A 24,967-nucleotide genomic window follows, 5' to 3' on the forward strand; every position below is an offset into this window, starting at 1 on the left:
CGCTTTAGCAAGCCTTATCTTATTTGGCCTATTTATTTGCTCATCTTTTTATATTTGATGCGATGAGGTTCTAGCGCATCAGCGCCCAATGTCCGTTTTTTATAATCTTCATATTCACTAAAATTACCTTCAAAGAAAGTGATTTTTCCTTCATCTTGATAATCAATAATATGAGTGGCAATACGGTCAAGAAACCAGCGATCGTGGGAAATAACTAATGCACTGCCAGGAAATTCCAGTAATGCGTTTTCTAACGCGCGTAATGTTTCGACATCCAAATCGTTAGTTGGCTCATCAAGTAGTAGCATATTACCACCAACCTGAAGTAGTTTTGCCAAGTGTAAACGGCCACGTTCACCACCAGAGAGTTCTCCAACTCGCTTACCCTGATCAACTCCTTTGAAATTAAAGCGTCCGACGTAAGCTCTACTTGGAATTTCGAAATTACCGATACGCATAATATCTTGTCCGCCGGAAACCTCTTCCCACACGGTTTTATTATTGTCCATGGTGTCACGAAATTGTTCAACTGAGGCAACTTTAACGGTTTCACCTAAGGTTATTGTGCCAGAGTCAGGTTGTTCTTGACCTGAAATCATGCGAAAAAGGGTTGATTTTCCCGCGCCATTTGGGCCGATAATACCCACGATAGCCCCTTTAGGGATCGAGAAACTAAGGTTATCAATTAAAACCCGATCACCATAGGATTTACTGAGATTTTCAACCGTTAAAACTTTGTCTCCTAGACGAGGTCCTGGCGGAATGAAGAGCTCGCTGGTTTCATTACGTTTTTGATAGTCAACACTGTTTAACTCTTCAAAACGGGCTAAACGGGCTTTTCCTTTTGCTTGCTGGCCTTTAGGATTTTGTCGGATCCACTCAAGTTCTTTTTCGATCGATATGCGGCGAGCAGCTTCGCTGGAAGCCTCTTGTGCTAAGCGAGTCTCTTTTTGTTCTAACCAAGAGGAATAATTACCTTCCCATGGAATACCCTCTCCGCGATCAAGTTCCAGGATCCAACCTGCTACGTTATCTAAGAAGTAGCGATCGTGAGTGATAGCAACAACAGTGCCTTCGTAATCATGTAAAAACCGTTCTAACCAGGCGACGGATTCTGCATCCAAATGGTTAGTTGGTTCATCAAGTAATAGCATATCGGGTTTTTCCAGCAATAAACGACAAATAGTTACCCGACGCCGCTCTCCACCTGAAAGTTGTTCTATTTTTGTCTCCCAGGCTGGTAGGCGTAATGCATCGGCTGCACGCTCCAACTGGTTATCCAAATTGTGTCCGTCATGTGATTGCAAAATGGCTTCTAACTGGCCTTGCTCTTTTGCCAGTTTATCGAAGTCAGCATCAGGTTCAGCATAGGCCGCATAGACTTCATCAAGGCGAGTAAGAGCATTTTTTATTTCACTAACTGCCTCTTCGACTGCTTCACGTACGGTATGATCAGGATTAAGTTTTGGTTCCTGGGAGAGATAGCCAATTTTGATCCCTGGATTGGGGCGTGCCTCACCTTCAATTTCAGTATCGATACCAGCCATAATACGAAGTAATGTTGATTTACCCGCTCCATTAAGGCCAAGAACACCAATTTTGGCACCTGGAAAGAAACTAAGAAAGATATTTTTTAAGATATGTCTTTTCGGTGGGACAATTTTTCCCACTCGATGCATGGAATAGATGAACTGTGCCAATTTATTCTACCTTTTAGCTAATTGAATAATTTTAGATATCAACGGGTTGCTTATCTCATTTGAAGAAAATATTCAGGCATTTAATTAAACTCTGCCTAAATTACGATTAATAATATTAATAAGATCTAATCAAAAATTTATTGCAGATCTTTAGCATAAAGTTTTATTAAAATAAATGATTACCTTATTCACATTGTAATGAGCCATGTAATTAAGCGGGTAGGTTGCTGAGTGGTTATTATACACGATCCTATTTACTAATATTAAAAGTTTAATTTTTATGTAGGATATTGTTCATCAAGCGTACTGGCAATCATTTTGCAATCCTAAGGAATTATATTTTTATGATCTATTTTCTTAAATTAGTTCAGTAATTATATTTGTTTTGGATAATAATATTTTATATAGATATAGTTATCTTAGACAGGAGTAAATAATGGCGTCGAGAAAATGGTGGCCAGAGATAATATTGCTGATAATACTCTGGTTACCTTTCCATGTTCTGGGTGATTCATTAGCCGCTCAACGTGAGCGTTATCAGGCAATTAAGCAAGCCTGGGATGCTAATGATAATCATCGAGTCGCAAGTTTGATGCCAACATTAACCGAATATCCGCTTTATCCTTATCTGGCATATCGGCGATTGACGCAAGAGCTTAATACCATTTCTGGAGCGCAAGTTGAGACTTTTATCAAACAATATCCCCATTTTCCCCTCAATCAAAAGTTGTCTACCCTTTTTGTCAATCAGCTTGCCCAGCGTAAAGAATGGCATAGCTTGCTAGCTTTTAGCCCTTCACCGCCGAGGCCGATTATTGCTCGTTGTAATTATTACTATGCCAAATGGCAAACAGGTAATAAGCAAGCGGCGTGGCAGGGAGCGAAACAGATTTGGTTACACGGCTATCTACTACCCCAAGCGTGCGAACAGCTTTTTACCCGTTGGCAACAAGCTGGACAATTAACCACTGAATTGATTTTGCAACGTATTTTTTTAGCTATTAAAAGCAATGATGCTGCTCTGGTTACCAGCCTAGTCAATCGGTTGCCAACTAAAGATCAAATTATCGGCCAGCGCTTGGCCAAATTACAGCAAGATCCCTCTTTAGTGGTGAAATTTGCCAGCCTGGTCAAGCCATCGGCGTTTAATCGACAAGTGATATTGTTGTTTTTTAACCGCTTTGCCAGCCAGTCGGTAGAGAAGGCTAAGGCTGCGATACCGATTATTATCCAAGCACAGAAAATGAGCCCTTTACAACAGCAGCAATTGAAGGATGATATCGCCTGGCAATTATTCGGAGAGGTGACGCTACAACAAGCTAAGTGGCGTGATACTGTTATTCAACACTCATCTTCAATTTCTTTACGTGAACGAAGGGTGCGTTTAGCTCTAGCAAGCAATGATATGGTTTCGCTTGCGCAATGGTTAAAGCGATTACCTAAAGAAAGCCGAAATAAGGAAGAGTGGCAATATTGGCAGGCTATTACCCTAATCGCTCAAGGTAAGCCTAAACAAGGTAAAAAGATATTATTCAACTTGGTGAAACGGCGCGGATTTTATCCTATGGTTGCGGCACAAAAATTGAACATTCCGTATCCTATAAATATTGCGGTTGCCGCTAAACCTGAAAATGATATCGATTTATTGCCTGAGGTACAGCGAATAGGTGAATTGTTGTTTTGGAAAAAGGAAAATTTAGCCCGCACTGAATGGATTAATCTGCTTATCAGACAGAAAAAAATCCGCCAACAGCAACTAGCACGCTATGCATTTGAACATCGGTGGGCTGATTTGAGTGTACAGGCGACAATTATTGCCAAACTATGGGATCATTTAACAGAGCGTTTTCCTATTGCCTGGGAACGTGAATTTGAACGGCACACAAAAGATAAAAAAATTGATAAAAGTTTTGCCATGGCGATTGCCAGACAAGAAAGTGGTTGGAATCCACAAGTGCGTTCTGCTGCGGGTGCGATTGGTTTGATGCAATTAATGCCACAGACAGCACAACAAGTGGCAAAATTGAATGGCATTGCAGATTATACCGATAGTAGTAAGTTAATTGATCCAGAAAAAAATATTGAGCTTGGTACCGCATATTTGGAGACAGTTTTTCAGCAATTTGGATTTAACCGGGTATTAGCTTGTGCTGCTTACAATGCTGGACCTGCCAGAGTGGCGCGTTGGTTAGCAATCAGTAACGGAAAATTAGATGTTATCTCTTTTATTGAAAGTATCCCATTTTCTGAAACGCGACGTTATGTTAAAAATGTACTTGTCTACAATCTTTTTTATCAATATTTTCTCGCTAAATCAGTTAAAATTTTAACAAAAAGCGAATGGATGATGAACTATTAGTGCTCTTTATGTCCATCACCGAGCTGTTTATGTTATGCTATTGTACTAGTTAAATAGTATGGCGGTATATATTATGGAAAACTATCTTATTGATCCAGCTCTTCAACCAGAAGAAAATAGTGATTGGCAACGCTTTGTCGAATTATTGCGTAGTGCTTTCCAACAAGAGTTACAGCAACCCATTTTACAATTATTTTTAACCCCAGATGAACGTGTGGCATTGGGGACTAGAGTTCGGATTATTCAGGCATTAATGGACGGTGAAATGAGTCAGCGAGAGCTTAAAAGTGAGTTAGGTGTCGGAATTGCAACCATCACGCGGGGTTCTAATAGTCTGAAGAGTGCGACTAAAGAGGTGAAAGTTTGGTTGGAACAGCAGTTACTCAAGCCATAAACATCTTTTATTAAATTGTAAAATGTACACCTTTAGCCACTCTTTATACGATTTGGTTACGCTGACATGAGTTAGCCGTCATGTAGCACATTAAGTTATTTATAAATTTCATGTTGGATAGGTGCTAATGCTAAAATAAGCGCTTGTTGGTAGACACTGGTACGGCTGAGTAAACCATTGGTAAAAAAACCAGTTGCGCCTTCGTTGTGTTTAATATTAGCCATACCAGTGATATTCGCCATCACATCGCCTAACTCGCGGCCTTGTTGAATACTAAACAAAATTTGCTCCGGTAACATAATACTGGCAGAACGCGATTCACCGCGAATTTGTTTATGTTCAATGGTTATCCAGGCAAAAGTCATTTCATCTTCAACCCCAGCTTCAATACCTACCCAAAAATCGGCTTCAGGCCTAACTTGACGTGAAGCCATAACACGCTGGCGTGCACCTGTGCGGGTTTCCGTATTACCAATTGGTTGTTGGGCTACATTACTACTAACATTGATACTTTCTATTTGATAATTGCCAGCACCAAAAACAGCTTCAAATGCTAAATGAATAGCGTTTATTTTGGCTGGATTTGCGGTTGCTGCGATTACTTTATACATTAATTAGTATCCTTTAAAATATTATTTTGTGAAGTATAATGGAAAATTATTATGTTACAGGTCTATCTTGTTCGCCACGGAGAAACTGAATGGAACGTGGCTCACTGTATTCAGGGACAATCTGACAGCCCACTCACTGAAGTTGGCATTGGACAAGCTAAATTGGTTGCTGAAAGAGTGAAATCAATTGGCATCACTCACATTATATCCAGCGACTTAGGGCGCACGCAGAAAACGGCAGAAATTATCGCGCAAGCTTGCCATTGTAACATTATTCTTGAGCCACGGTTAAGAGAATTGAACATGGGGATCCTTGAAGGGCGGGCAATTAGTTCGTTAAGTGACGAAGAAGAGCGTTGGCGTCGAAATTTAGTTAATGGCTCTCCTGGAGCACGTATTCCCGATGGTGAATCTATGGGAGAGATAACAGAACGCATGTTTACTGCGCTAGAGAAGTGTCGTTCTTTACCAGCAGGGAGTATACCTTTATTGGTTAGTCATGGGATAGGGTTAGGAGCACTACTTAATCGCATACTGGGTGTGCCGACTTACGCTGAAAGGCGTTTACGTTTACGTAACTGCTCTATTTCAAAGGTAGATTTTCAGGAAACGCCTTGGTTGGCCAATGGCTGGGTAGTAGAAACCGCAGGGGATATCTCTCATTTAGTTGAGCCAGCATTAGATGAACAGCAAATTTAACTCTGGTAATAATTAAATAATGTAAGAATAATTTTGCCAAGGGAAATATTCCCCTGGATTTGATTAGGGAGTAACTATTATAATCAATTCATTTTAGCTGGTGGAAGGCGTTCTTTTAATCGGCACAAAATAATCAAATGAGACCATATGGTTTTCTGGATTATTGTAGTTACATTCAGGATTATTAGGATCTTTCAGCTGATAATGTTCTATATCGTGTCCCGAGCGACGGGTTAGATTGAGATTAGGCATATAAACACCATAAATCATATATAAAAACTGTTGTAGATCACTTTTTGTTGGTTTTCCTTCAAAAGTAAAGCGGGCATAATCACCGCCTTCGATGATAACTGAATGGTATAAATTATTTTCATTATCAGCATATTGCGGTTCGACTGCAGTGATATATGAAACCGTTTGTTCATCATCCTTTTCTGAGCTATGCACGACACGATATAATCCATAAACTTCATTAGGTATAATTTTTGTTTTATCTTGATAATATTGCCAGAAATGTTGGCGCATTTCCGCACAGGCAGTAGACCATTTTTCTAATATATATGAGCAAGTTTGTTCTATTCCCATTAAATGTTTCGGTGCTAGTGTGACAAAGGACACATTTGGTAATTTTTGTTCTTCTAGAGTGATTGGTGGTTGCATACCTGTAGCACACCACTCTTCACTGCGACGATAGAGAGCTGGTGTAATGCCAAATTGTTTTTTAAACGCACGAGTAAAGGTTTGCTGTGAATCAAAACGGTATTGCAGTGCAATATCAAGAATTGGCCGACTAGTCAGCCTAAGAGCAACAGCCGCACGGGAAAGTCGGCGAGCACGGATATAAGAGCCAATAGCTTGCTGAGTAATGTTCTTAAACATCCGCTGTAAATGCCATTTTGAATAACCAGCTTTAGCTGCGACGTTATCGAGAAATAGCGGCTGATCTAGATGTGTGTCTATCCAATACAGTAAATCGCGGATAATATTGCTTTGATCCATAGAAGTACCTGGTTTAAATAATCACCTATAAATAGTATAAAGAATTTATAATAAACATCCATTTAATACTAAATTGCTTTATATAGCTATTTTATTATTTTTATGGATATTAATAATGTAAAAATAATTTTATTATTTAATGAGTGTTATTAAGGAAAATTGATATCATGCGAAATTTATCAAAATTACTATCTATTTTAATAATATTTTTTCTACCAAATTCAATATTGGCAGAAGAAATCGGTTCAGTTGATACGGTATTTAAACTTTTTGGTCCTGATAATAAAATTGTTATTGAAGCATTTGACGATCCGGATATTAATAATATAACTTGTTATCTGAGTCGAGCAAAAACAGGCGGTATTAAAGGAGGTCTCGGCCTGGCAGAAGATACTGCTGATTCGGCAATTTCTTGTCAACAGGTTGGGCCAATAATTATAGATGACAAAATTAAATTAAATAATAAAAAGGGGCAAGTTGTTTTTCAAAAACGTACTTCATTTACTTCATTGATTTTCAAAAAACTACAAGTAGTACGTTTCTACGATAAACAACGGAATGCACTTATTTATTTAACTTATTCAGACAAAATAATTGATGGATCGCCTAAAAATGCTATTAGTGCTGTGCCAATTATGCCATGGCATTAATATATTTATTAAACCCCCCAACACCTAAAAAAAGGGGTTTAATATGTTATATTTATTCTTCAATATCACCACAGAAGCGATAACCTTCACCATGGATGGTGGCAATAATTTCTGGTGTATCGACTATCGATTCAAAGTGTTTACGAATACGGCGGATAGTCACATCAACAGTTCTATCGTGGGGCTTTAATTCACGTTCGGTCATTTTTTTCAATAGTTCTGCACGTGTTTGAATTTTGCCTGGATTTTCACAAAAATGTAACATAGCTCTGAATTCACTACGTGGTAATTTATATTGATCACCAATCGGGCTGACTAAAGAGCGACTGTTAATATCCAGTTCCCAGCCATTAAATTTATAACTTTCTACCTGGCGGCGTTCACCACTGATTTGGCAAAGATTCATTGTGCGCGAAAGTAAATTTCGGGCACGAATTGTTAATTCGCGAGGGTTGAAAGGCTTAGTTATATAATCATCGGCCCCAATTTCTAATCCTAATATCTTATCAACTTCATTATCACTCCCGGTAAGAAACATCAGCGCAACATGAGCTTGCTCACGTAATTCGCGCGCAAGTAGCAGACCATTTTTGCCTGGCAAATTAATATCCATAATGACCAGGTTAATATCATTATCAGATAAAATATTGTGCATTTCGGCTCCATCAGTAGCTTCATGTATAATATAGCCTTCTGCTTCGAAAATGCTTTTTAAGATATTGCGTGTGACAATCTCGTCTTCAACAATCAAAATATGTGGGGTTTGCATATGTGCTACCTAACTCTCTACAATATAAATTACCAGATTTACACACTAATGTTTCAAGAGCATGCTTTCTCTAATTTCGTTTTATAATACTAATGAAAGCTTAGCGAATATCATTAAAGTTCATATAATTTTTTTGTAACAAAAAAAACAATTATGCCGAACCTAAAAGAAATTTACTAAACAATTCTTTTCTCATTTTATGTTAACAGCAATATAACAGCTAAAAGCCTATTTACCACCTAAAAAAATGACTTTTGTTGATACACGTCAAAATCGAAATAAAGCTATTATAAAGATTATTACTTAAATTATATGATTTTTTGTGTCATAAAATATTGTATTTAAATTAATATAGGCACTAATGTAATTTATATGAAAAATATAAACGCCAAGCTTCATATTATTATTTATCTGTTAACATACAAGCGTTGCTGATTGTAAATAGATAAAAATTCTCATTTATTCGGTTATGTTTGTTTTTTTATCTGCTTAAAGTGAAATGTATTCTATTGGTAATAGTTACTTAACAAAGAAATGAATATGTTTAATTAGTTTTAGTAATTAAAGAACAAATTATTTGACTTTGCATTAAAATTGTTTTAACCAGTATATAGCTAAATATTTTTTAATAGAAACTTAGGACAGTGATGCGTAAGACCAGCTTCAATACCACTATTATTACCACTATTATTACCACTATTATTACCACTACCGTAACCATTGGTTATGGGGCGGGCTGACTCATAACTAAAATCAAAATCGAACATAAAGCCCGCATCCAAGCAAATGATGCGGGTTTTTTTTTAACGCAATTTCAGGAGGAAAAAACCAGTGCGTGTGCTCAAATTTGGTGGAACGTCGGTTGCTAATGATAATAAAATGCTCAACGTTGCTAATATTGTCGCGGATAAATTTACACAAGGGCCGGTGGCTTTAGTTTTATCGGCACCAGCGAGGATCACGGATTATCTTGTTGCTATGATCGATGCGGCGACGTCGGGCGCTGATATTACTGTGCATATCAAGGCGGCGAAGGACATTTTTTCTACCTTGCTGTCCGGTTTGAAGAATAAGCAATCTGATTTTGAATATGAAAAAGTCAGGCAAATGATTGAAAATGAGTTTATTCAAATTGAGCAAATCTTACATGGCATTTTGCTATTAGGATTGGGACAATGCCCAGAAAGTATTCATGCCGGATTAATATGTCGCGGCGAAAAAATTTCGATTGCTATTATGGCATCGATACTGCGTGCCCGTGGCTATCTAATAACGATTATTGATCCAGTAGAAAATTTATTCGCTGAAGGGCACTATCTTAGCGCGACAGTGGATATCCGTGAATCTAGCCAGCGCATTAGCGCGTTGAATATACCTAAAGATCATCTTATTTTGTTAGCGGGTTTTACCGCCGGTAATTTGCACAATGAACCAGTAATATTAGGACGTAATGGCTCAGATTACTCAGCCGCTGTTCTTGCTGCTTGCTTACAGGCAGATTATTGTGAAATTTGGACCGATGTTGATGGTGTTTATACTTGTGATCCCCGTATTGTACCAGAGGCTCGTTTGCTAACAGAAATATCCTATCAAGAAGCCATGGAGCTCTCCTATTTTGGCGCTAAAGTCCTCCATCCTAGAACAATTGCTCCGATTGCCCAATTTCAGATCCCATGTTTAATTAAAAATGCCTCAGTGCCTAATGGCAATGGCACTTTGATTGGTAATGTTGAAAACCGTGAGTGTATGCTAATTAACGGGATCACCAGTCTAAATAATATGGCGATGATTAATGTCTCTGGGCCGGGTATGAAGGGTATGGTAGGTATGGCTGCTCGCATCTTTTCCACCATGTCGTATAAGGGAATTTCAATTGTATTAATCACGCAATCTTCTTCTGAATATAGTATTAGTTTTTGTCTGCATCAGGATCAATTAGCTGAGGTATATAAAGCACTGACTGAAGAGTTTTATTTGGAATTAAAGGAAGGTTTGCTTAGCTCATTGGATATCATTGAGCAGCTTGCTATTATCTCAGTCGTTGGTGATGGAATGCGAACTTTCAAGGGAATATCAGCCCGTTTTTTTTCTGCCTTGACGCTTGGTAATATTAACATTGTCGCTATTGCACAAGGCTCTTCTGAGCGTTCAATTTCTGCTGTGATTGATAATAATATGACTACAATCGCTGCGCAATTATGTCACCAAATGTTGTTTGATACCGCTCAAATTATCAATGTTTTTGTTGTTGGTGTTGTTGGTGTTGGCAATGCTTTACTTGAACAAATTTATCGGCAACAAAATTGGTTGAAAAAGAAACATATTGATCTGCGAGTTTGTGCAATTGCTAATTCGCGGGTGATGTTAACTGATATTAAAGGCTTAACGCTGGATAATTGGCAAATAGCATTATCACAATCTAAACAAGCTTTTAGTTTAAGTGATCTGTGCCAATTACAGGATAAACACTGTTTTCTCAATCCAGTCATCGTTGATTGTACTGCTGATCAGCAAATAGCGAAGCACTATGCTTTTTTGCTTAAGGCGGGGTTTAATATTGTTACGCCAAATAAAAAAGCCAATACAGATAGTATGGATTATTATCACCAGCTCCGATTGGTTGCTGAGCAATCAAAACGTAAATTTCTGTATGAAACGAATGTTGGTGCTGGTTTACCGGTTATTGAAAATTTGCAGAATTTACTCAATGCCGGTGATGAATTGCTAGAGTTTAGCGGAATTCTTTCTGGCTCACTTTCCTATATTTTTGGTTTACTCGATGAAGGGGTGTCTTTATCGCAGGCGACGCTGTTAGCAAAAGAAAAAGGTTTTACTGAACCAGATCCTCGAGATGATCTTTCTGGTATCGATGTTGCTCGTAAGCTGTTGATCCTAGCGCGTGAAGCCGGTTATTGTCTTGAACTTAATGATATTGAAATTGAACCTATATTGCCCGCCTCTTTTGATGTTAGTGGTAACGTTAACCATTTTCTTCAACAATTAACACAATTAGATCAAGATTTTAAAATAAGGGTTAGCCAAGCAACGGCACAGGGAAAGGTTCTTCGTTATATCGGGTTAATTAAAGACGGTTGTTGTCAGGTAAAAATGGTAGCAGTCGATGAACACAATCCACTTTATAAAGTTAAAAATGGTGAAAATGCTTTAGCATTTTATACCCGCTATTATCAGCCTATTCCATTAGTATTAAGAGGTTAAGGTGCGGGTAATGATGTTACTGCCGCAGGGGTATTTGCCGATATATTACGGACGTTAACAAGGAAAATAGGAGCATAAAATGGTCAAGGTTTATGCACCCGCATCGATAGGTAATGTCAGTGTTGGGTTTGATGTATTAGGTGCGGCTATCTCTCCGATAGATAATAGGCAATTAGGTGATTGTGTCTCGGTCGTGAAGGCAGATAAGTTTAATTTGAAAAATAGCGGATCTTTTGTTGGCAAATTGCCCCAGCTGCCGCAGCAAAATATTGTCTATCAGGCCTGGCAACTGTTTTGTCAAGAATTGGGTGAATCTCTCAATGTTGAAATGACATTAGAAAAGAATATGCCGATTGGTTCTGGATTAGGCTCTAGTGCCTGCTCAGTGGTAGCAGCGCTGATGGCATTAAATGAATATAGCGGTCGCCCTTTTGATAAAAACAGCTTGTTATTAATGATGGGACAATTGGAAGGGCGTGTCGCTGGTAGTATTCATTATGATAACGTTGCGCCCTGTTATTTGGGCGGTATGCAACTGATAGTCGAACAAAATAATGTGCTGAGTCAATCAATCCCTATTTTTGCGGATTGGATTTGGGTAATGGCTTACCCAGGAATCAAGGTTGCCACAGCAGCAGCGAGGGCGATTCTGCCGAGCCATTATCAACGGCAGGATACGATTAATCATGGTCGATTATTAGCCGGTTTTATTCATGCCTGCCATACCCAGCAAACTGATTTAGCGATCGATATGTTACAGGATGTGATCGCTGAGCCTTATCGTGCTCAAATATTGCCCGGTTTTATCGCAGCCCGCGAAAAAGTAAAAAATATCGGCGCAGTCGCTTGTGGTATCTCTGGCTCTGGGCCGACATTATTTGCAATTTGCTATGAAAAAAAGACAGCAGAAAAAGTAATGCAATGGCTGACACAATATTACCTACAAAATGGAACAGGTTTTGTGCACATGTGTCGTTTAGATCAAGTTGGTGCAAGAGTGATAGGCTAAAAATGAAATTATATAATTTAAAAAATCAAAGTGAGCAGGTCAGTTTTGTGCAGGCAGTTAAACAAGGGCTTGGTCAGCAGCAGGGCCTTTTTTTCTCGCTTAATGTACCAAAACTGAATGATGAACAGCTAGCTAAATGGTTACAGTGCAATTTTATCACCCGTAGTAGCTATATTTTATCAGCCTATATTGGCGATGAAATGCCGTTAGAACAAGTGACAGAGTGTGTTAAACAGGCGTTCAATTTTCCGTTAGTTGTTAGACCAATAGAAGAAAATATTGCCAGCCTGGAGTTGTATCATGGCCCAACCTTAGCATTTAAAGATTTTGGTGGCCAATTTATGGCACAAATATTGGCACAAATTGCCAGTAACCAACCCATTACTATTTTAACCGCTACTTCAGGTGATACTGGCGCCGCCGTAGCCCATGCTTTTTATCGTCTTAAAAATGTTCAGGTTATTATTCTCTATCCGGAAAATAAGATCACGCCTTTACAGGAGAAATTATTCTGTACACTAGGGGAAAATATCCACACTATCGCAATCAAGGGTGACTTTGATGATTGTCAAAGGCTGGTAAAACAGGCTTTTGATGATGAAGAATTAAAACGGCTATTATGTTTAACCTCCGCGAATTCTATCAATATTAGCCGGTTATTGGCGCAAATTTGTTATTATTTTGAGGCTGTTGCACAGTTAGCGGTTGAAAACCGTCAACAGTTAGTTATTTCCGTACCCAGTGGTAAATTTTGGTAATTTAACCGCCTGCTTATTTGCCAAAGCAATGGGGCTACCGGTGAAGCGTTTTATAGCTGCTACTAATGTTAATGATACTGTTCCACGCTATCTGTCTGAGGGCAAATGGTTGCCTAATCAAACGATAGCGACTCTGTCAAATGCAATGGATGTCAGCCAACCCAATAATTGGCCACGGATAGAGACACTTTTCCAGCGCCAAAAATGGGGACTTGATGAGCTTAGTTATGGTGTTGTTGATGATAGAATGACCGAAAAAACCGTTCAACAACTGGCTAGTAAAGGCTATATATCTGAGCCACATAGCGCAGTTGCTTATCGTATTTTACGTGATCAGTTGCAAGATGATGAATATGGGCTGTTCTTAAGTACCGCACATCCAGCAAAATTTAAACAGAGTGTCGATCGTATTCTTGCTAAAACATTACCATTACCAGCTGCTTTAGCAAAACGAGCTAATTTACCGATATTTTCCCATCAATTACCCGCTGATTTTGCTTTGTTGCGTAAATTTTTATTTATGCATGCGACTTAATAACAATGATCTGAAATGGAAGCGTTAGCTTCCATTGTTAACCATGTTGTGATCGTTTAAACACTAGCTGATTATCTTTGGAAGCGGCGTTATCAAATTGATAACCGGCTAAGTTAAATTCAGTCAGTTGTTCAATATTTTTTAGTTGATTTTGAATAATAAAGCGACTCATTAATCCGCGCGCTTTTTTCGCATAGAAACTGATGACTTTATATTTCCCCTGTTTTTCATCTAGAAAAATAGGTTTCACAATATGAGCATCCAGTTTTTTGCTATTAACGGCATTAAAATATTCATCTGAAGCTAAGTTAATCAGAATATTATCACCTTTCTTGCTTAAGGCCTGATTAAGATTTTCAGTAATGATATCCCGCCAAAAGGCATAAAGATCTTTTCCTTGTTTATTATTGAGTTTAGTTCCCATTTCCAATCGGTAAGGTTGCATCAGATCAAGTGGCCGTAATACACCGTATAAGCCTGATAGAATACGAAGATGTTTTTGGGCAAAGGTGAAATCTTTTGGCTTAAAATTTTCCGCTTGCAGGCCGGTATAGACGTCACCTTTAAAAGCTAAAATAGCAGGTCGGGCATTTTCTGGGGTAAAATTAGCATGCCACTGTCCAAAACGTGCTGCATTTAAACCGGCTAATTTATCACTAATATGCATTAGACTGGCAATTTCTGCCGGTGTCAGTTTACGACATATCTGAATCAATTGCTCAGCCTGTGATAATAGGGTTGGCTGACTATATTCTGTGGTGGCAAGCGGACTTTCATAATCAAGTGTTTTGGCGGGTGAAATCGTGATAAGCATAATTAATACCTAGTAAAATTCATAAATAAACAACTTTAATCAAAATAGTAAATGGCTATCATTAGGCTTATTTGTAGCATTTAACGTTAATTATTGCTATTTAAACGATAGTAGGGTGTGAAAATAAGCTAACAAAATTTGTTATCGACAACAAAACAATGGTGGTGAATTTATTTGTTGTAATATCAATGAATGATATTATCACAGCAAGATAGGATTTTGAGCCTCGGCTTCATCTCAATAACAACGGGATTAAAAAATGACCGATAAATTAACCTCTTTACGAAAAATAACGACGGTTGTAGCAGATACAGGTGATATAAGCGCAATAAAGCTTTATAAACCTGAAGATGCAACAACTAACCCTTCTTTGATCCTTAATGCGGCTCAGATCCCAGAATATCAGGCACTCATTGATGAAGCGATCTCATGGGCACGGCAACAAAGTCAATCACGTGAGCAACAAATTATTGATGCGTGTGATAAATTGGCTGTTAATATTGGGTTAGAAATCCTGCAATTAATTCCCGGAAGAATTTCAACGGAAGTTGATGCGCGCCTTTCCTATGATACCGAAGCCTGTATTAATAAAGCGCGGCATATTATTGAGCTTTATAATCGTGCCGGCATTAAAAATGAGCGTATTTTGATAAAATTGGCTTCAACCTGGCAAGGGATCCGCGCGGCAGAGCAGTTGGAAAAAGAGGGTATTAACTGCAATCTAACGCTATTATTCTCTTTTGCTCAGGCACGAGCTTGTGCTGAAGCCGGTGTTTATCTGATTTCACCTTTTGTCGGTCGTATTCTTGATTGGTATAAAGCGAATACCGATACAAAAGAGTATGCGCCACAAGAAGATCCTGGCGTTATTTCTGTTACACAAATTTACAATTATTATAAGCAGCACGACTATAAAACGGTTGTCATGGGGGCAAGTTTCCGCAATAGCGGTGAAATTTTGCAACTGGCAGGCTGTGATCGTTTAACAATTTCTCCAGCATTACTTAAAGAGCTTTCTGAAGCCCAAGGTGAAGTGCCCCGCAAATTGGCATTTAATGGTCAAATTCAGTCACCGCCTAAGCCGATGACAGAAGCAGAGTTCTATTGGCAACATCATGCAGATGCCATGGCAACGGACAAACTGGCTGATGGTATTCGTAAATTTGCTATTGATCAGGAAAAATTGGAAAAAATGGTTGCCCAGCAGCTGTAATTAACATTTCTCTGTTATAACCTAAAAGCCTAGTGGATTATCGTACTGGGCTTTTTGCTTTTACTTGCTGGTCTGATTGTGCTCAAGGGCAGTAAACAATATTATTTGCCTTTTTATCGCTACAGCATAAGTTGAATAGATTTAGTATTAAACATCTTGTTTTCAATATCGAATTTGAGGATCTCATGGATAAATTGCGGATAGGTTTAGTTTCTGTTTCAGATCGGGCAGCCAATGGAATTTATCAAGATCAGGGGATCCCTGCACTTAAAAACTGGCTTTCAATGGCACTAAAAACCCCTTTTACGGTTGAGCCACGTTTGATCCCTGATGAACAAAAAATTATTGAACTTACACTCTGTGAGCTGGTTGATGAATTTGCTTGTCATTTAATTTTAACCACCGGTGGCACTGGCCCAGCGCTGTGTGATGTAACACCGGATGCGACACTGGCGATTGCTGATCGGCAAATGCCTGGTTTTGGTGAACAAATGCGGCAAATTAGTTTGTATTTTGTGCCAACGGCGATCCTCTCACGCCAAGTTGGCGTGATCCGCAAGCAAACATTGATTTTGAATTTACCTGGACAACCAAAATCAATTACAGAAACATTAGCCGGTTTAAAAGATGAACAGGGACGTGAAATTGTTACCGGAATTTTCGCTAGCGTGCCTTATTGTATCCAATTACTAGAGGGTCCCTATGTTGAAACCGATCCCAACGTGATTAAAGCATTTAGACCTAAATCAGCCATGCGATAAAATGGATTAATCTGGCTATTTTCGGCATTAGGAAATAACTTTAGTAATGATTAAAGCCGTTGTTAAATTGCGCTGCCATCAATTAGCGTCAATTTTAAAGCCAAAAATTCTCTAGTGTCGTCATAGTGGCGAATAGAGCAGGGTGTTAATAAAGCAGTATAAAACTGCTTTATTAATGTGGCAGGATGCTGTTTAAGACCTATTACCAATAGGTAATATTGTACGGCCAAATTGTTCATTAATGACTTCTGCCATAGCAAGGTAAAAAGCGCTGGCGCCACAAATGATACCTTCGTAACCAGCAATAGTAAGAATGGTTTGATTTCCATACATATTACCGATTGCTAACAGCGCAAAAAGTACGGTCAGACTAGCAAAAACGAATTGTAGTGCGCGATTAGCCTTTAACGTGCCAACAAACATAAATAAGGTAAAGATACCCCACAATGCCAAGTAAACTGCCAGAAAATCTGCGGATGTTACTTGCACCGACGCTATTTCAGGCAGCATTAATAAACCAACTAAGCTGAGCCAAAACAAGCCATAAGATGAGAATGCCGTTGCGGCAAAGGTATTTCCTTTTTTATATTCAAAAATACCGGCAATAATCTGGGCAATACCACCATAGAAGATACCCATACTTAGTATTACTGAAGTTAATGGAAAAAATCCAGCATTGTGAATATTTAATAAAATTGTTGTCATACCAAAACCCATCAAACCTAATGGGCCTGGATTGGCAATATTATTTGAACTCATACATTCCTCTAAATGTCATTAAATATATAATATTCAATAGGATATAAATTTTTATATGCTATCAGGGCTTACATAAAGCAAGTATAATAGGTAGTGTTTGGTTCAAAACAAAGATTAAAATGACTTTTCATTTAAAAAATATTTTTTTACTTTCCCCTTGATGAATATTTTTATGTCCCCACTTTAATGAATAGCGTAGTTACCAATGGTCAATCTATCAACCTGTCACAAGGTGTCTCGTTAGGTAGATTTTTTTTGAGGTCAGGGAAAAAATCCCTTGAAAAAAATTCATTGAGCCTCATATAGGTTGGTAACTAGATTGGTTAAGAATTCCCTTTGGAGGCTGTTTAGATGGGTAAAATTATCGGGATTGACCTGGGTACAACTAACTCTTGTGTAGCTATTATGGATGGCACAAATGCGCGGGTATTGGAAAACAGTGAGGGTGATCGTACCACACCTTCTATTGTTGCATATACTCAAGATGGTGAAATTCTTGTGGGGCAGCCGGCAAAACGTCAGGCCGTGACAAACCCACAAAATACATTTTTTGCCATTAAGCGTCTGATTGGACGTCGCTTTGAAGATGAAGAAGTTCAACGTGACATTTCTATTATGCCTTATAAAATCATTGCTGCAGATAATGGTGATGCTTGGTTGGATGTTAAGGGGCAAAAAATGGCTCCTCCTCAGGTTTCCGCTGAGGTGTTGAAAAAAATGAAAAAAACGGCTGAAGATTATCTGGGTGAACCCGTTACTGAAGCTGTTATTACTGTACCGGCTTATTTTAATGATGCTCAGCGTCAAGCAACTAAAGATGCAGGTCGCATTGCTGGTTTAGATGTAAAACGTATTATTAATGAACCAACGGCAGCGGCGCTTGCTTATGGTTTAGATCGTGAAGTAGGTAACCGTACCATTGCGGTATATGACTTAGGTGGTGGTACTTTTGATATTTCAATTATTGAAATTGATGAAGTTGATGGTGAAAAAACCTATGAAGTGCTGGCCACTAATGGTGATACTCACTTAGGTGGTGAAGACTTTGATAATCGTCTGATCAACTATTTGGTCGATGAATTTAAGAAAGAACAAGGTTTTGATCTACGCAATGATCCACTAGCAATGCAACGCTTAAAAGAAGCAGCAGAGAAAGCCAAAATTGAGCTCTCTTCTGCTCAGCAGACTGATGTCAATCTGCCTTACATTACTGCAGATGCAAGTGGTCCTAAGCATATGAATATTAAGGTGACTCGAGCGAAACTTGAATCACTGGTGGAAGATTTGGTTAAGCGCTCAATGGAGCCGCTGAAAGTTGCACTGCAAGATGCCGGCTTAAATGTTAATGACATAAACGACGTCATTCTGGTTGGTGGTCAGACGCGCATGCCAATGGTGCAAAAAGCGGTTGCTGACTTTTTCGGTAAAGAACCTCGTAAAGACGTTAACCCTGATGAAGCGGTTGCTATGGGTGCGGCGGTGCAAGGTGGTGTATTAGCTGGTGATGTGAAAGATGTCTTGTTACTTGATGTAACTCCACTATCTTTAGGTATTGAAACCATGGGTGGTGTAATGACAGCGTTAATTGCCAAAAATACCACTATTCCGACTAAACATAGTCAGGTGTTTTCAACTGCAGAAGATAACCAGTCGGCAGTAACCATTCATGTATTGCAAGGTGAACGTAAACGCTCAGGTGATAACAAATCATTAGGGCAGTTCAATTTGGATGGTATTCAAGCGGCACCGCGTGGTATGCCACAAATTGAAGTTACCTTTGATATTGACGCTGATGGTATCTTACATGTATCAGCTAAAGATAAGAATACTGGCCGCGAGCAAAAGATTACCATCAAGGCATCTTCTGGTCTGAAGGAAGATGAAATCCAAAGAATGGTAAGCGATGCAGAAGCAAATGCGGAATCAGATCGTAAGTTTGAAGAATTAGTTCAGGTACGTAATCAGGCTGATCAATTGATTCATGGTACGCGTAAACAAATTGAAGAAGCGGCTGATAAGTTACCTGCTGATGATAAAGCTAACATAGAGAAAGCCATTTCTGAGTTGGAAACTGCGGTGAAAGGTGAAGATAAAGCCATCATTGAAGAGAAAATTCAAGCTTTAGTTCAAGCTTCGGCCAAGCTACTCGAGTTAGCTCAACAGCAGGCTCAAGCAGGCACCGCTGATGCTGGCGCAGGCGCCCAACCTAAACAGGATGATAATGTTGTTGATGCTGAATTTGAAGAAGTCAACGACAAGGATAAAGATAAAAAATAGTGGCCCTTAGCGGGCACAGTAATGGTGTTAAGGATCATTTCCTCTGTTACTGAAAACCGAGTACGGGCGTTGGGGGAACTCTACGCCCGTTTCCGTGTGTTAAGGGTAAAATAAATATGGCAAAAAGAGATTATTATCAAGTTTTAGGCGTTACTAAAACCGCTGACGAGAAAGAGATCAAAAAAGCGTATAAACGTCTGGCAATGAAGTATCATCCAGATCGAAATCAGGGTGATAAGGAAGCAGAAAGTAAGTTTAAAGAAATTAAAGAAGCTTATGAAATTTTAACTGATGCGCAAAAACGCGCTGCTTATGATCAATATGGACATGCAGCTTTTGAACAAGGTGGCATGGGCGGTGGATTTAGCGGCGGTTTTGCTTCGGGCGCTGATTTTAGTGATATTTTTGGTGATGTATTTGGTGATATTTTTGGTGGTGGTAGGCGTCAGCGATCGGCTCGTGGGGCTGATCTCCAGTACGAAATTACCTTAACCTTAGAGGAAGCAGTTCGCGGTGTCAGCAAAGAGATCCGTATCCCGACTTTAGAAAAATGTGATGTTTGTAACGGCAGTGGCGCTAAACCAGGCACTAAACCAGAAACTTGTTCAACTTGTCATGGGGCAGGTCAGGTTCAAATCCGGCAAGGATTTTTTGCAGTTCAACAAACTTGTCCAACTTGCCATGGTCGTGGTCAAATCATCAAAGAACCTTGTATTAAATGTCATGGTCATGGCCGAGTAGAGAAATACAAAACTTTATCAGTAAAAATTCCACCAGGGGTTAATACAGGCGATCGTATTCGCTTAAATGGTGAAGGTGAGGCCGGAGAAAACGGCGCGCCAGCCGGTGATCTATATGTTCAGGTCAATGTCGCAAGACATGCTATTTTTGAGCGCGATGGCAATAACTTATATTGCGAAGTACCCATTAATTTTGCGATTGCGGCTCTAGGTGGTGAAATTGATGTACCGACACTTGATGGTCGGGTAAGTCTCAAAATTCCAGCTGAAACACAAACAGGAAAAATTTTCCGCATGAAAGGAAAAGGTGTGAAGCCTGTTCGTGGTGGTATGACGGGAGATTTAATGTGCCGTATCCTGGTGGAAACGCCGGTTAAACTAAATGAAAAACAAAAAGCATTGTTGAAGGAATTTGGTGAATCTTTGAATGGCGAAAGTGATGGCAGGAACAGCCCTCGTTCAAAGAGTTTCTTAGATAGTGTGAAAAAGTTTTTTGATGATCTGACCAAGTAACGATATTTAGCTAAATAGATAGAGCATCGATAGTCAGTGATCGGTGCTTTTTTTATTGATTAAAAATAAGAACATTCAATTTGATTTACGGAATAGAAGAGGTAGTTATAAAATCGCAGGTTAATTGTGGTTATTTAATTAATGTAAGTTATTTAATTCGTTCAATTTATGCAAATTATATTTAAAAATTTTAATTTTCAAGATTAATTTTGCCTGTTTTATGCAAGTTTCCTGCTTAAATTTCTATATAAAAATAAATTAAGATTAATTCCAACAAGTTAAACGTGAGCTTAACAAAACTTTCTATACAATTTAGTTTTATTTTTAATTAATTTATTGGATTGGAAATAGTTATGTCAGCATCATTTGGAATGATAATCAGAGATTCGTTTAGACAATTTTCTTTTAACAGACCCGCTATCACTACACAAAATTGTGAAGAATATTTGACAAATAAATTAACTAGCAGGTTTGAATCTGAATTAAAAAATAGTAACTACGTTCATAGAATTGATAAAAGACTTATTAGTGCGGCTAATCTATATTGTTCTGTAGATAACAGTGAATTAGAAGCGATTTTTAATCGAAAATTTATTGCACTCAATTTGGATAAGGTAGATATAGGAAATTTGCAAAAATTTCAGCATTTATTAGATTGCATTAAGGGTGTAAAAAATACAGGAGAATTGGGTTGTTCAGTATCTAAAAATATTAGTGATTTAATAGAACTAAAATCTATCTATGTAAATAGAGATAAAAATAATAATATAGATGATAAGAGTCCAAATATTGAGAATAAAATTGGTCATACAACAATAGAATATCAACAGGGAGATGAAGAAGAAGGTTTAACAGCAGCTGAATTCAATCGAATAGAATGTTATCTTGAACAAAATCGATCACTCGCAGAATTAGAGGGTAAAGAATCAGAATATTTTATTAGGGTTTATCAAGAAATAAAAGAAAATAGGGATAAGAAAAATGAACAATTAATTGTTACTAATCAAACCGGCCAGCCATTGCAAAGCGGAACGACAGAGTTAAAAATGGAATTGGTAGTAGATAAAGAAATAGGACAAAATATAGCGAGTGTGGAATTAAAGCAAAATAATAAGATAGGGACAAAAGAAGCCGTAGGTTCAACTTTTTGGCAAAAATTAAGCCAAAAAACCAGCCAATTATTTGCAACATCATGGAGTTTTATCAAAACTAAACTTATCGGATTTTTATTACCTACTTTTTTTAGTACCAAGATTAACTAATTGTTTTTCAATGCTAGCCTAATTTTAAACAGCTAATCGGCTAAATAGCGTCAAAATAGTTAGTAACTACTCGGTATAAACGAATTATTTACGTTAAAAAAAATGGTTTTCCGAATTGTATGGATTAGCGTAAAATTAATTAAGCTAATTAACACTGAGGTTATAGTAATGACAGCAATTATACGACAGTTTTTAAAATTAGAAGCAGCAAGTGGGGTGCTGTTAATTATTGCTGCCATCTTAGCTTTGATTATGGCTAATACCCCATTGCAAGGTATTTACCAGCAATTTCTTAATATTCCCATTGCGGTTAAAATCAGCGTATTAGATATTGATAAACCTTTTTTATTGTGGATCAACGATGGTTTAATGGCCATTTTCTTTTTGGTTGTTGGCCTGGAAGTTAAACGAGAACTGATAGAAGGCTCGTTAGCCGGTCGTGATAAAGCAATATTTCCTGCTGTTGCTGCGGTAGGCGGTATGTTATTACCCGCTTTGGTATATCTATTTTTTAATTTGAATGATGAAATTGCCCGGCAGGGTTGGGCGATCCCAGCGGCGACAGATATTGCATATGCATTGGGTATCATGGCGCTATTAGGTAAACGTGTACCAACAGAGTTAAAAGTATTTCTACTGGCGTTGGCGATTATTGATGATCTTGGCGTAATAATCATTATTGCTCTCTTTTATACTAAATCTGTTTCTATCATGGCATTAGGGTTAGCTATGCTTTCTCTATTGGTATTAATATGGATGAATTGGCGTAAAGTTGAAAATACTTCTGCTTATTTGGTTGTTGGTGTCATCTTATGGGTTTGTATTTTAAAATCAGGTATCCATGCAACGTTAGCTGGTGTCATAGTGGGCTTTTTGATACCGCTTAAAGGGGGACAAAATAATTCACCCTCTGAACAGTTAGAACATCTTTTACATCCTTGGGTTGCTTATTTAATTTTGCCACTATTTGCCTTTGCTAATGCAGGCATACAACTTGATGGTGTTACCCCAACTAATCTTGCCAGTGCTTTACCGATCGGTGTCGCGTTAGGCTTATTAATTGGTAAACCAACAGGTATTTTTCTGTTTAGTTGGCTAGCGTTAAAATTAGGCGTTGCAAAATTACCCGCCAAAATTAACCTTAAGCAGATATTTGCTGTTTCAGTACTCTGTGGTATTGGCTTTACCATGTCAATTTTTATTGCCAGTTTAGCATTTGAAGGTTTAGATAATTTTAGTACTTATGCACGGTTGGGGATCCTAATCGGTTCGACGCTAGCGGCTATCTTAGGATTATTATTATTGAATAGTGTATTACCTAAAAAGCCAATTAGCACTAAAGCAGCTAATCAGGCAGGATAACGTTAATTTTAAGTTATATTTGCGTGAAATAAATAGTATTTTTGTGTTCGCAATACAATATTTTATTTTTGTAGCGAGAGTATCTTATTTAGGTAAAATGATATGAATCGTTTATCTTCTAATGTTCAGAAAATAACGAATATAAACAGTTATCGGTGGTACAAAAAGGAATCGATATGAGAGTGTCGCATCTCAATTTTAATCATCTCTATTACTTCTGGTATGTTTGTAAAGAGGGATCGGTTGTTGGCGCCGCTGAAGAACTTTATTTAACGCCTCAGACAATAACGGGTCAGATTAAGGCATTAGAAGAACGTTTGAATGGTAAATTATTTAAAAGGCAAGGCAGAGGGCTGGTTCCTTCGGAACTAGGGCAACTAGTTTTTCGTTATGCTGATAAAATGTTTGTGCTAAGCCAGGAAATGCTAGATATTGTTAATTATAGTAGTGAAACGAATTTGCTATTTGATGTTGGTGTTGCTGACGCTTTATCGAAACGGCTGGTAAGCCGTGTCCTTGAAACAGCTATTGTTGAGCATGAGCGGATCCATTTACGCTGTTTTGAATCGACACACGAGCTTTTATTGGAGCAATTAAGTCAACATAAGTTAGACATGATCTTATCTGATTGCCCGGTTGATTCGTCCCAACAAGAGGGGTTATTTTCCGTCAAGCTTGGAGAATGTGGCGTTAGTTTTTTCTGTCGCAAACCAATACCGGAGAAACCTTTTCCACTGTGTCTAGAAGAGAGGCGATTATTGATCCCAGGTCGGCGTTCTATGTTAGGTCGTCACCTGCTTTCTTGGATCCAAAATAATAATTTGCAGGTAGAAATCCTGGGCGAGTTTGATGATGCTGCATTGATGAAAGCATTTGGCATGTATCATAACGCAATATTTGTTGCGCCATCGCTCTATGCTAGTGAGATTTTTTTAGATAATGAAGTAGTTGAAATTGGTCATATGGATAAAGTAAAAGAAGAATATTATGTTATTTTTGCTGAACGTATGATCCAGCATCCAGCAGTGCAACGTGTTTGTAATAAGGATTTTTCTGGTCTATTTGATCAAAGCTTTTATAAACAATAAGAGCCATTTTTTAATAATAATAAAAAAACCGGCTGAAGCCGGTTTTTTAGCAAAATCAAAATAAATTACATTGATTTGATTTGCGCTACTAAATTTGCTTTATGACGTGCAGCTTTATTTTTGTGGATCAAGCCTTTGCTAGCATAGCGATCAACAATAGGTTGCATGTCGTTAAATGCTTTTTGTGCTGCTTCTTTATCGCCAGTAGCGATAGCGGCATAAACTTTTTTGATAAAAGTACGCACCATAGAACGACGGCTAGCATTATGCTGACGACGTTTCTCTGATTGTATGGCACGTTTCTTAGCTGATTTGATATTAGCCAAGGTCCAACTCCCAAATATTTATTCTATCGAGGACAATCTAAAGGCCGAGGAATATGCCTTTTTAGCCTTCATTTGTCAATGAATTTGTGTAAATAAGCATCGTGTACAGCAATGCGATCTGTTGTGATGACCCGGGATTTTACCAGTTTA

Annotated in this window: 20 protein-coding genes, 2 pseudogenes and 1 other annotated feature; of the genes and pseudogenes, 14 read left to right on the plus strand and 8 right to left on the minus strand. The window is 38.2% G+C overall.

The genetic code is table 11. The features are described from left to right. Positions 1 to 32 precede the first annotated feature (32 nt). Positions 33 to 1,700 carry an energy-dependent translational throttle protein EttA gene (gene ettA, locus AACL31_RS09275; RefSeq protein ID WP_310511458.1) on the minus strand — a complete coding sequence of 556 codons (1,668 nt, stop codon included), beginning with the start codon at positions 1,698 to 1,700 and terminating at the stop codon, positions 33 to 35. Positions 1,701 to 2,136: 436 nt separating this feature from the next. Here ettA and sltY point away from each other — a divergent pair, with 436 nt between their 5' ends. Then, positions 2,137 to 4,059 carry a murein transglycosylase gene (gene sltY / locus AACL31_RS09280; protein WP_310511459.1) on the plus strand — a complete coding sequence of 641 codons (1,923 nt, stop codon included), beginning with the start codon at positions 2,137 to 2,139 and terminating at the stop codon, positions 4,057 to 4,059. Between the two features lie 73 nt (positions 4,060 to 4,132). After that, a complete protein-coding gene (gene trpR / locus AACL31_RS09285) occupies positions 4,133 to 4,453 on the plus strand; it encodes a trp operon repressor (RefSeq protein ID WP_409013907.1) in 321 nt (106 codons plus the stop codon). Positions 4,454 to 4,548: 95 nt separating this feature from the next. Here the strand turns inward: trpR and yjjX are convergent, their stop codons facing one another. Next, positions 4,549 to 5,064, minus strand: coding sequence for an inosine/xanthosine triphosphatase (yjjX, locus tag AACL31_RS09290; protein WP_310511460.1), 516 nt, complete (start codon positions 5,062 to 5,064; stop codon positions 4,549 to 4,551). A 51-nt stretch (positions 5,065 to 5,115) separates the two neighbouring features. On the opposite strand from yjjX, the gene gpmB reads away from it, so the two are divergent. Continuing rightward, positions 5,116 to 5,763 carry a 2,3-diphosphoglycerate-dependent phosphoglycerate mutase GpmB gene (gpmB, locus tag AACL31_RS09295; protein ID WP_310511461.1) on the plus strand — a complete coding sequence of 216 codons (648 nt, stop codon included), beginning with the start codon at positions 5,116 to 5,118 and terminating at the stop codon, positions 5,761 to 5,763. A gap of 93 nt (positions 5,764 to 5,856) precedes the next feature. Here the strand turns inward: gpmB and robA are convergent, their stop codons facing one another. Continuing rightward, the gene (robA, locus tag AACL31_RS09300) at positions 5,857 to 6,762 is read right to left on the minus strand and encodes an MDR efflux pump AcrAB transcriptional activator RobA (protein ID WP_310511462.1); all 906 of its coding nucleotides are present in this window, start codon (positions 6,760 to 6,762) and stop codon (positions 5,857 to 5,859) included. Positions 6,763 to 6,929: 167 nt separating this feature from the next. Here robA and creA point away from each other — a divergent pair, with 167 nt between their 5' ends. Further along, entirely contained in the window at positions 6,930 to 7,412 is a 483-nt protein-coding gene (gene creA, locus AACL31_RS09305; protein WP_310511463.1) for a protein CreA, read from the plus strand. A gap of 52 nt (positions 7,413 to 7,464) precedes the next feature. Here the strand turns inward: creA and arcA are convergent, their stop codons facing one another. Both arcA and AACL31_RS09315 read right to left on the minus strand, forming a co-directional pair. Continuing rightward, complete coding sequence (arcA, locus tag AACL31_RS09310; protein WP_310511464.1) at positions 7,465 to 8,181, minus strand: two-component system response regulator ArcA; 717 nt, start codon at positions 8,179 to 8,181, stop codon at positions 7,465 to 7,467. Positions 8,182 to 8,795: 614 nt separating this feature from the next. Further along, complete coding sequence (locus AACL31_RS09315; protein WP_339053955.1) at positions 8,796 to 8,948, minus strand: hypothetical protein; 153 nt, start codon at positions 8,946 to 8,948, stop codon at positions 8,796 to 8,798. Further along, positions 8,860 to 8,987 (plus strand) — a sequence feature (Thr leader region). It overlaps the preceding gene by 89 nt. Positions 8,988 to 9,012: 25 nt before the next feature. Here AACL31_RS09315 and thrA point away from each other — a divergent pair. The 3 genes and pseudogenes from thrA to thrC all read left to right on the plus strand — a co-directional run bounded on the left by thrA (position 9,013) and on the right by thrC (position 13,702). Further along, a pseudogene (gene thrA, locus AACL31_RS09320) lies at positions 9,013 to 11,478 on the plus strand (bifunctional aspartate kinase/homoserine dehydrogenase I). 1 nt (position 11,479) lies between these two features. Then, complete coding sequence (thrB, locus tag AACL31_RS09325) at positions 11,480 to 12,409, plus strand: homoserine kinase (RefSeq protein WP_310511466.1); 930 nt, start codon at positions 11,480 to 11,482, stop codon at positions 12,407 to 12,409. Between the two features lie 2 nt (positions 12,410 to 12,411). Then, a pseudogene (thrC, locus tag AACL31_RS09330) lies at positions 12,412 to 13,702 on the plus strand (threonine synthase). Between the two features lie 37 nt (positions 13,703 to 13,739). Here thrC and yaaA read toward each other — a convergent pair. Then, the gene (gene yaaA, locus AACL31_RS09335) at positions 13,740 to 14,516 is read right to left on the minus strand and encodes a peroxide stress protein YaaA (protein WP_310511467.1); all 777 of its coding nucleotides are present in this window, start codon (positions 14,514 to 14,516) and stop codon (positions 13,740 to 13,742) included. Between the two features lie 259 nt (positions 14,517 to 14,775). Between yaaA and tal the strand changes: the two genes are divergently transcribed. Further along, on the plus strand, positions 14,776 to 15,729 hold the full coding sequence (tal, locus tag AACL31_RS09340) for a transaldolase (RefSeq protein ID WP_310511468.1): 954 nt from the start codon (positions 14,776 to 14,778) through the stop codon (positions 15,727 to 15,729). 185 nt (positions 15,730 to 15,914) lie between these two features. Then, on the plus strand, positions 15,915 to 16,490 hold the full coding sequence (gene mog / locus AACL31_RS09345) for a molybdopterin adenylyltransferase (RefSeq protein WP_310511469.1): 576 nt from the start codon (positions 15,915 to 15,917) through the stop codon (positions 16,488 to 16,490). A 192-nt stretch (positions 16,491 to 16,682) separates the two neighbouring features. On the opposite strand, the gene satP is transcribed toward mog, so the two are convergent. Next, positions 16,683 to 17,249, minus strand: a complete 567-nt coding sequence (gene satP, locus AACL31_RS09350) for an acetate uptake transporter (RefSeq protein WP_032115081.1) — start codon at positions 17,247 to 17,249, stop codon at positions 16,683 to 16,685. 351 nt (positions 17,250 to 17,600) lie between these two features. Here satP and dnaK point away from each other — a divergent pair, with 351 nt between their 5' ends. From dnaK to nhaR, 5 genes are all read left to right on the plus strand, one after another. Further along, entirely contained in the window at positions 17,601 to 19,526 is a 1,926-nt protein-coding gene (gene dnaK, locus AACL31_RS09355; protein ID WP_032115082.1) for a molecular chaperone DnaK, read from the plus strand. 116 nt (positions 19,527 to 19,642) lie between these two features. Next, complete coding sequence (gene dnaJ / locus AACL31_RS09360; RefSeq protein ID WP_310511470.1) at positions 19,643 to 20,779, plus strand: molecular chaperone DnaJ; 1,137 nt, start codon at positions 19,643 to 19,645, stop codon at positions 20,777 to 20,779. Between the two features lie 353 nt (positions 20,780 to 21,132). Next, entirely contained in the window at positions 21,133 to 22,041 is a 909-nt protein-coding gene (locus AACL31_RS09365) for a hypothetical protein (protein WP_310511471.1), read from the plus strand. 168 nt (positions 22,042 to 22,209) lie between these two features. After that, the gene (gene nhaA, locus AACL31_RS09370) at positions 22,210 to 23,403 is read left to right on the plus strand and encodes a Na+/H+ antiporter NhaA (protein ID WP_310511472.1); all 1,194 of its coding nucleotides are present in this window, start codon (positions 22,210 to 22,212) and stop codon (positions 23,401 to 23,403) included. A gap of 176 nt (positions 23,404 to 23,579) precedes the next feature. Further along, positions 23,580 to 24,491: a transcriptional activator NhaR gene (nhaR, locus tag AACL31_RS09375; RefSeq protein ID WP_339053956.1), complete on the plus strand. Its 912-nt coding sequence runs from the start codon at positions 23,580 to 23,582 to the stop codon at positions 24,489 to 24,491. A gap of 65 nt (positions 24,492 to 24,556) precedes the next feature. On the opposite strand, the gene rpsT is transcribed toward nhaR, so the two are convergent. Next, the gene (gene rpsT / locus AACL31_RS09380; protein ID WP_026821429.1) at positions 24,557 to 24,817 is read right to left on the minus strand and encodes a 30S ribosomal protein S20; all 261 of its coding nucleotides are present in this window, start codon (positions 24,815 to 24,817) and stop codon (positions 24,557 to 24,559) included. Positions 24,818 to 24,967: the final 150 nt, after the last annotated feature.

The sequence above is a fragment of the Arsenophonus endosymbiont of Crataerina pallida genome (assembly GCF_964020125.1).
Lineage (GTDB): Bacteria > Pseudomonadota > Gammaproteobacteria > Enterobacterales > Enterobacteriaceae > Arsenophonus > Arsenophonus nilaparvatae.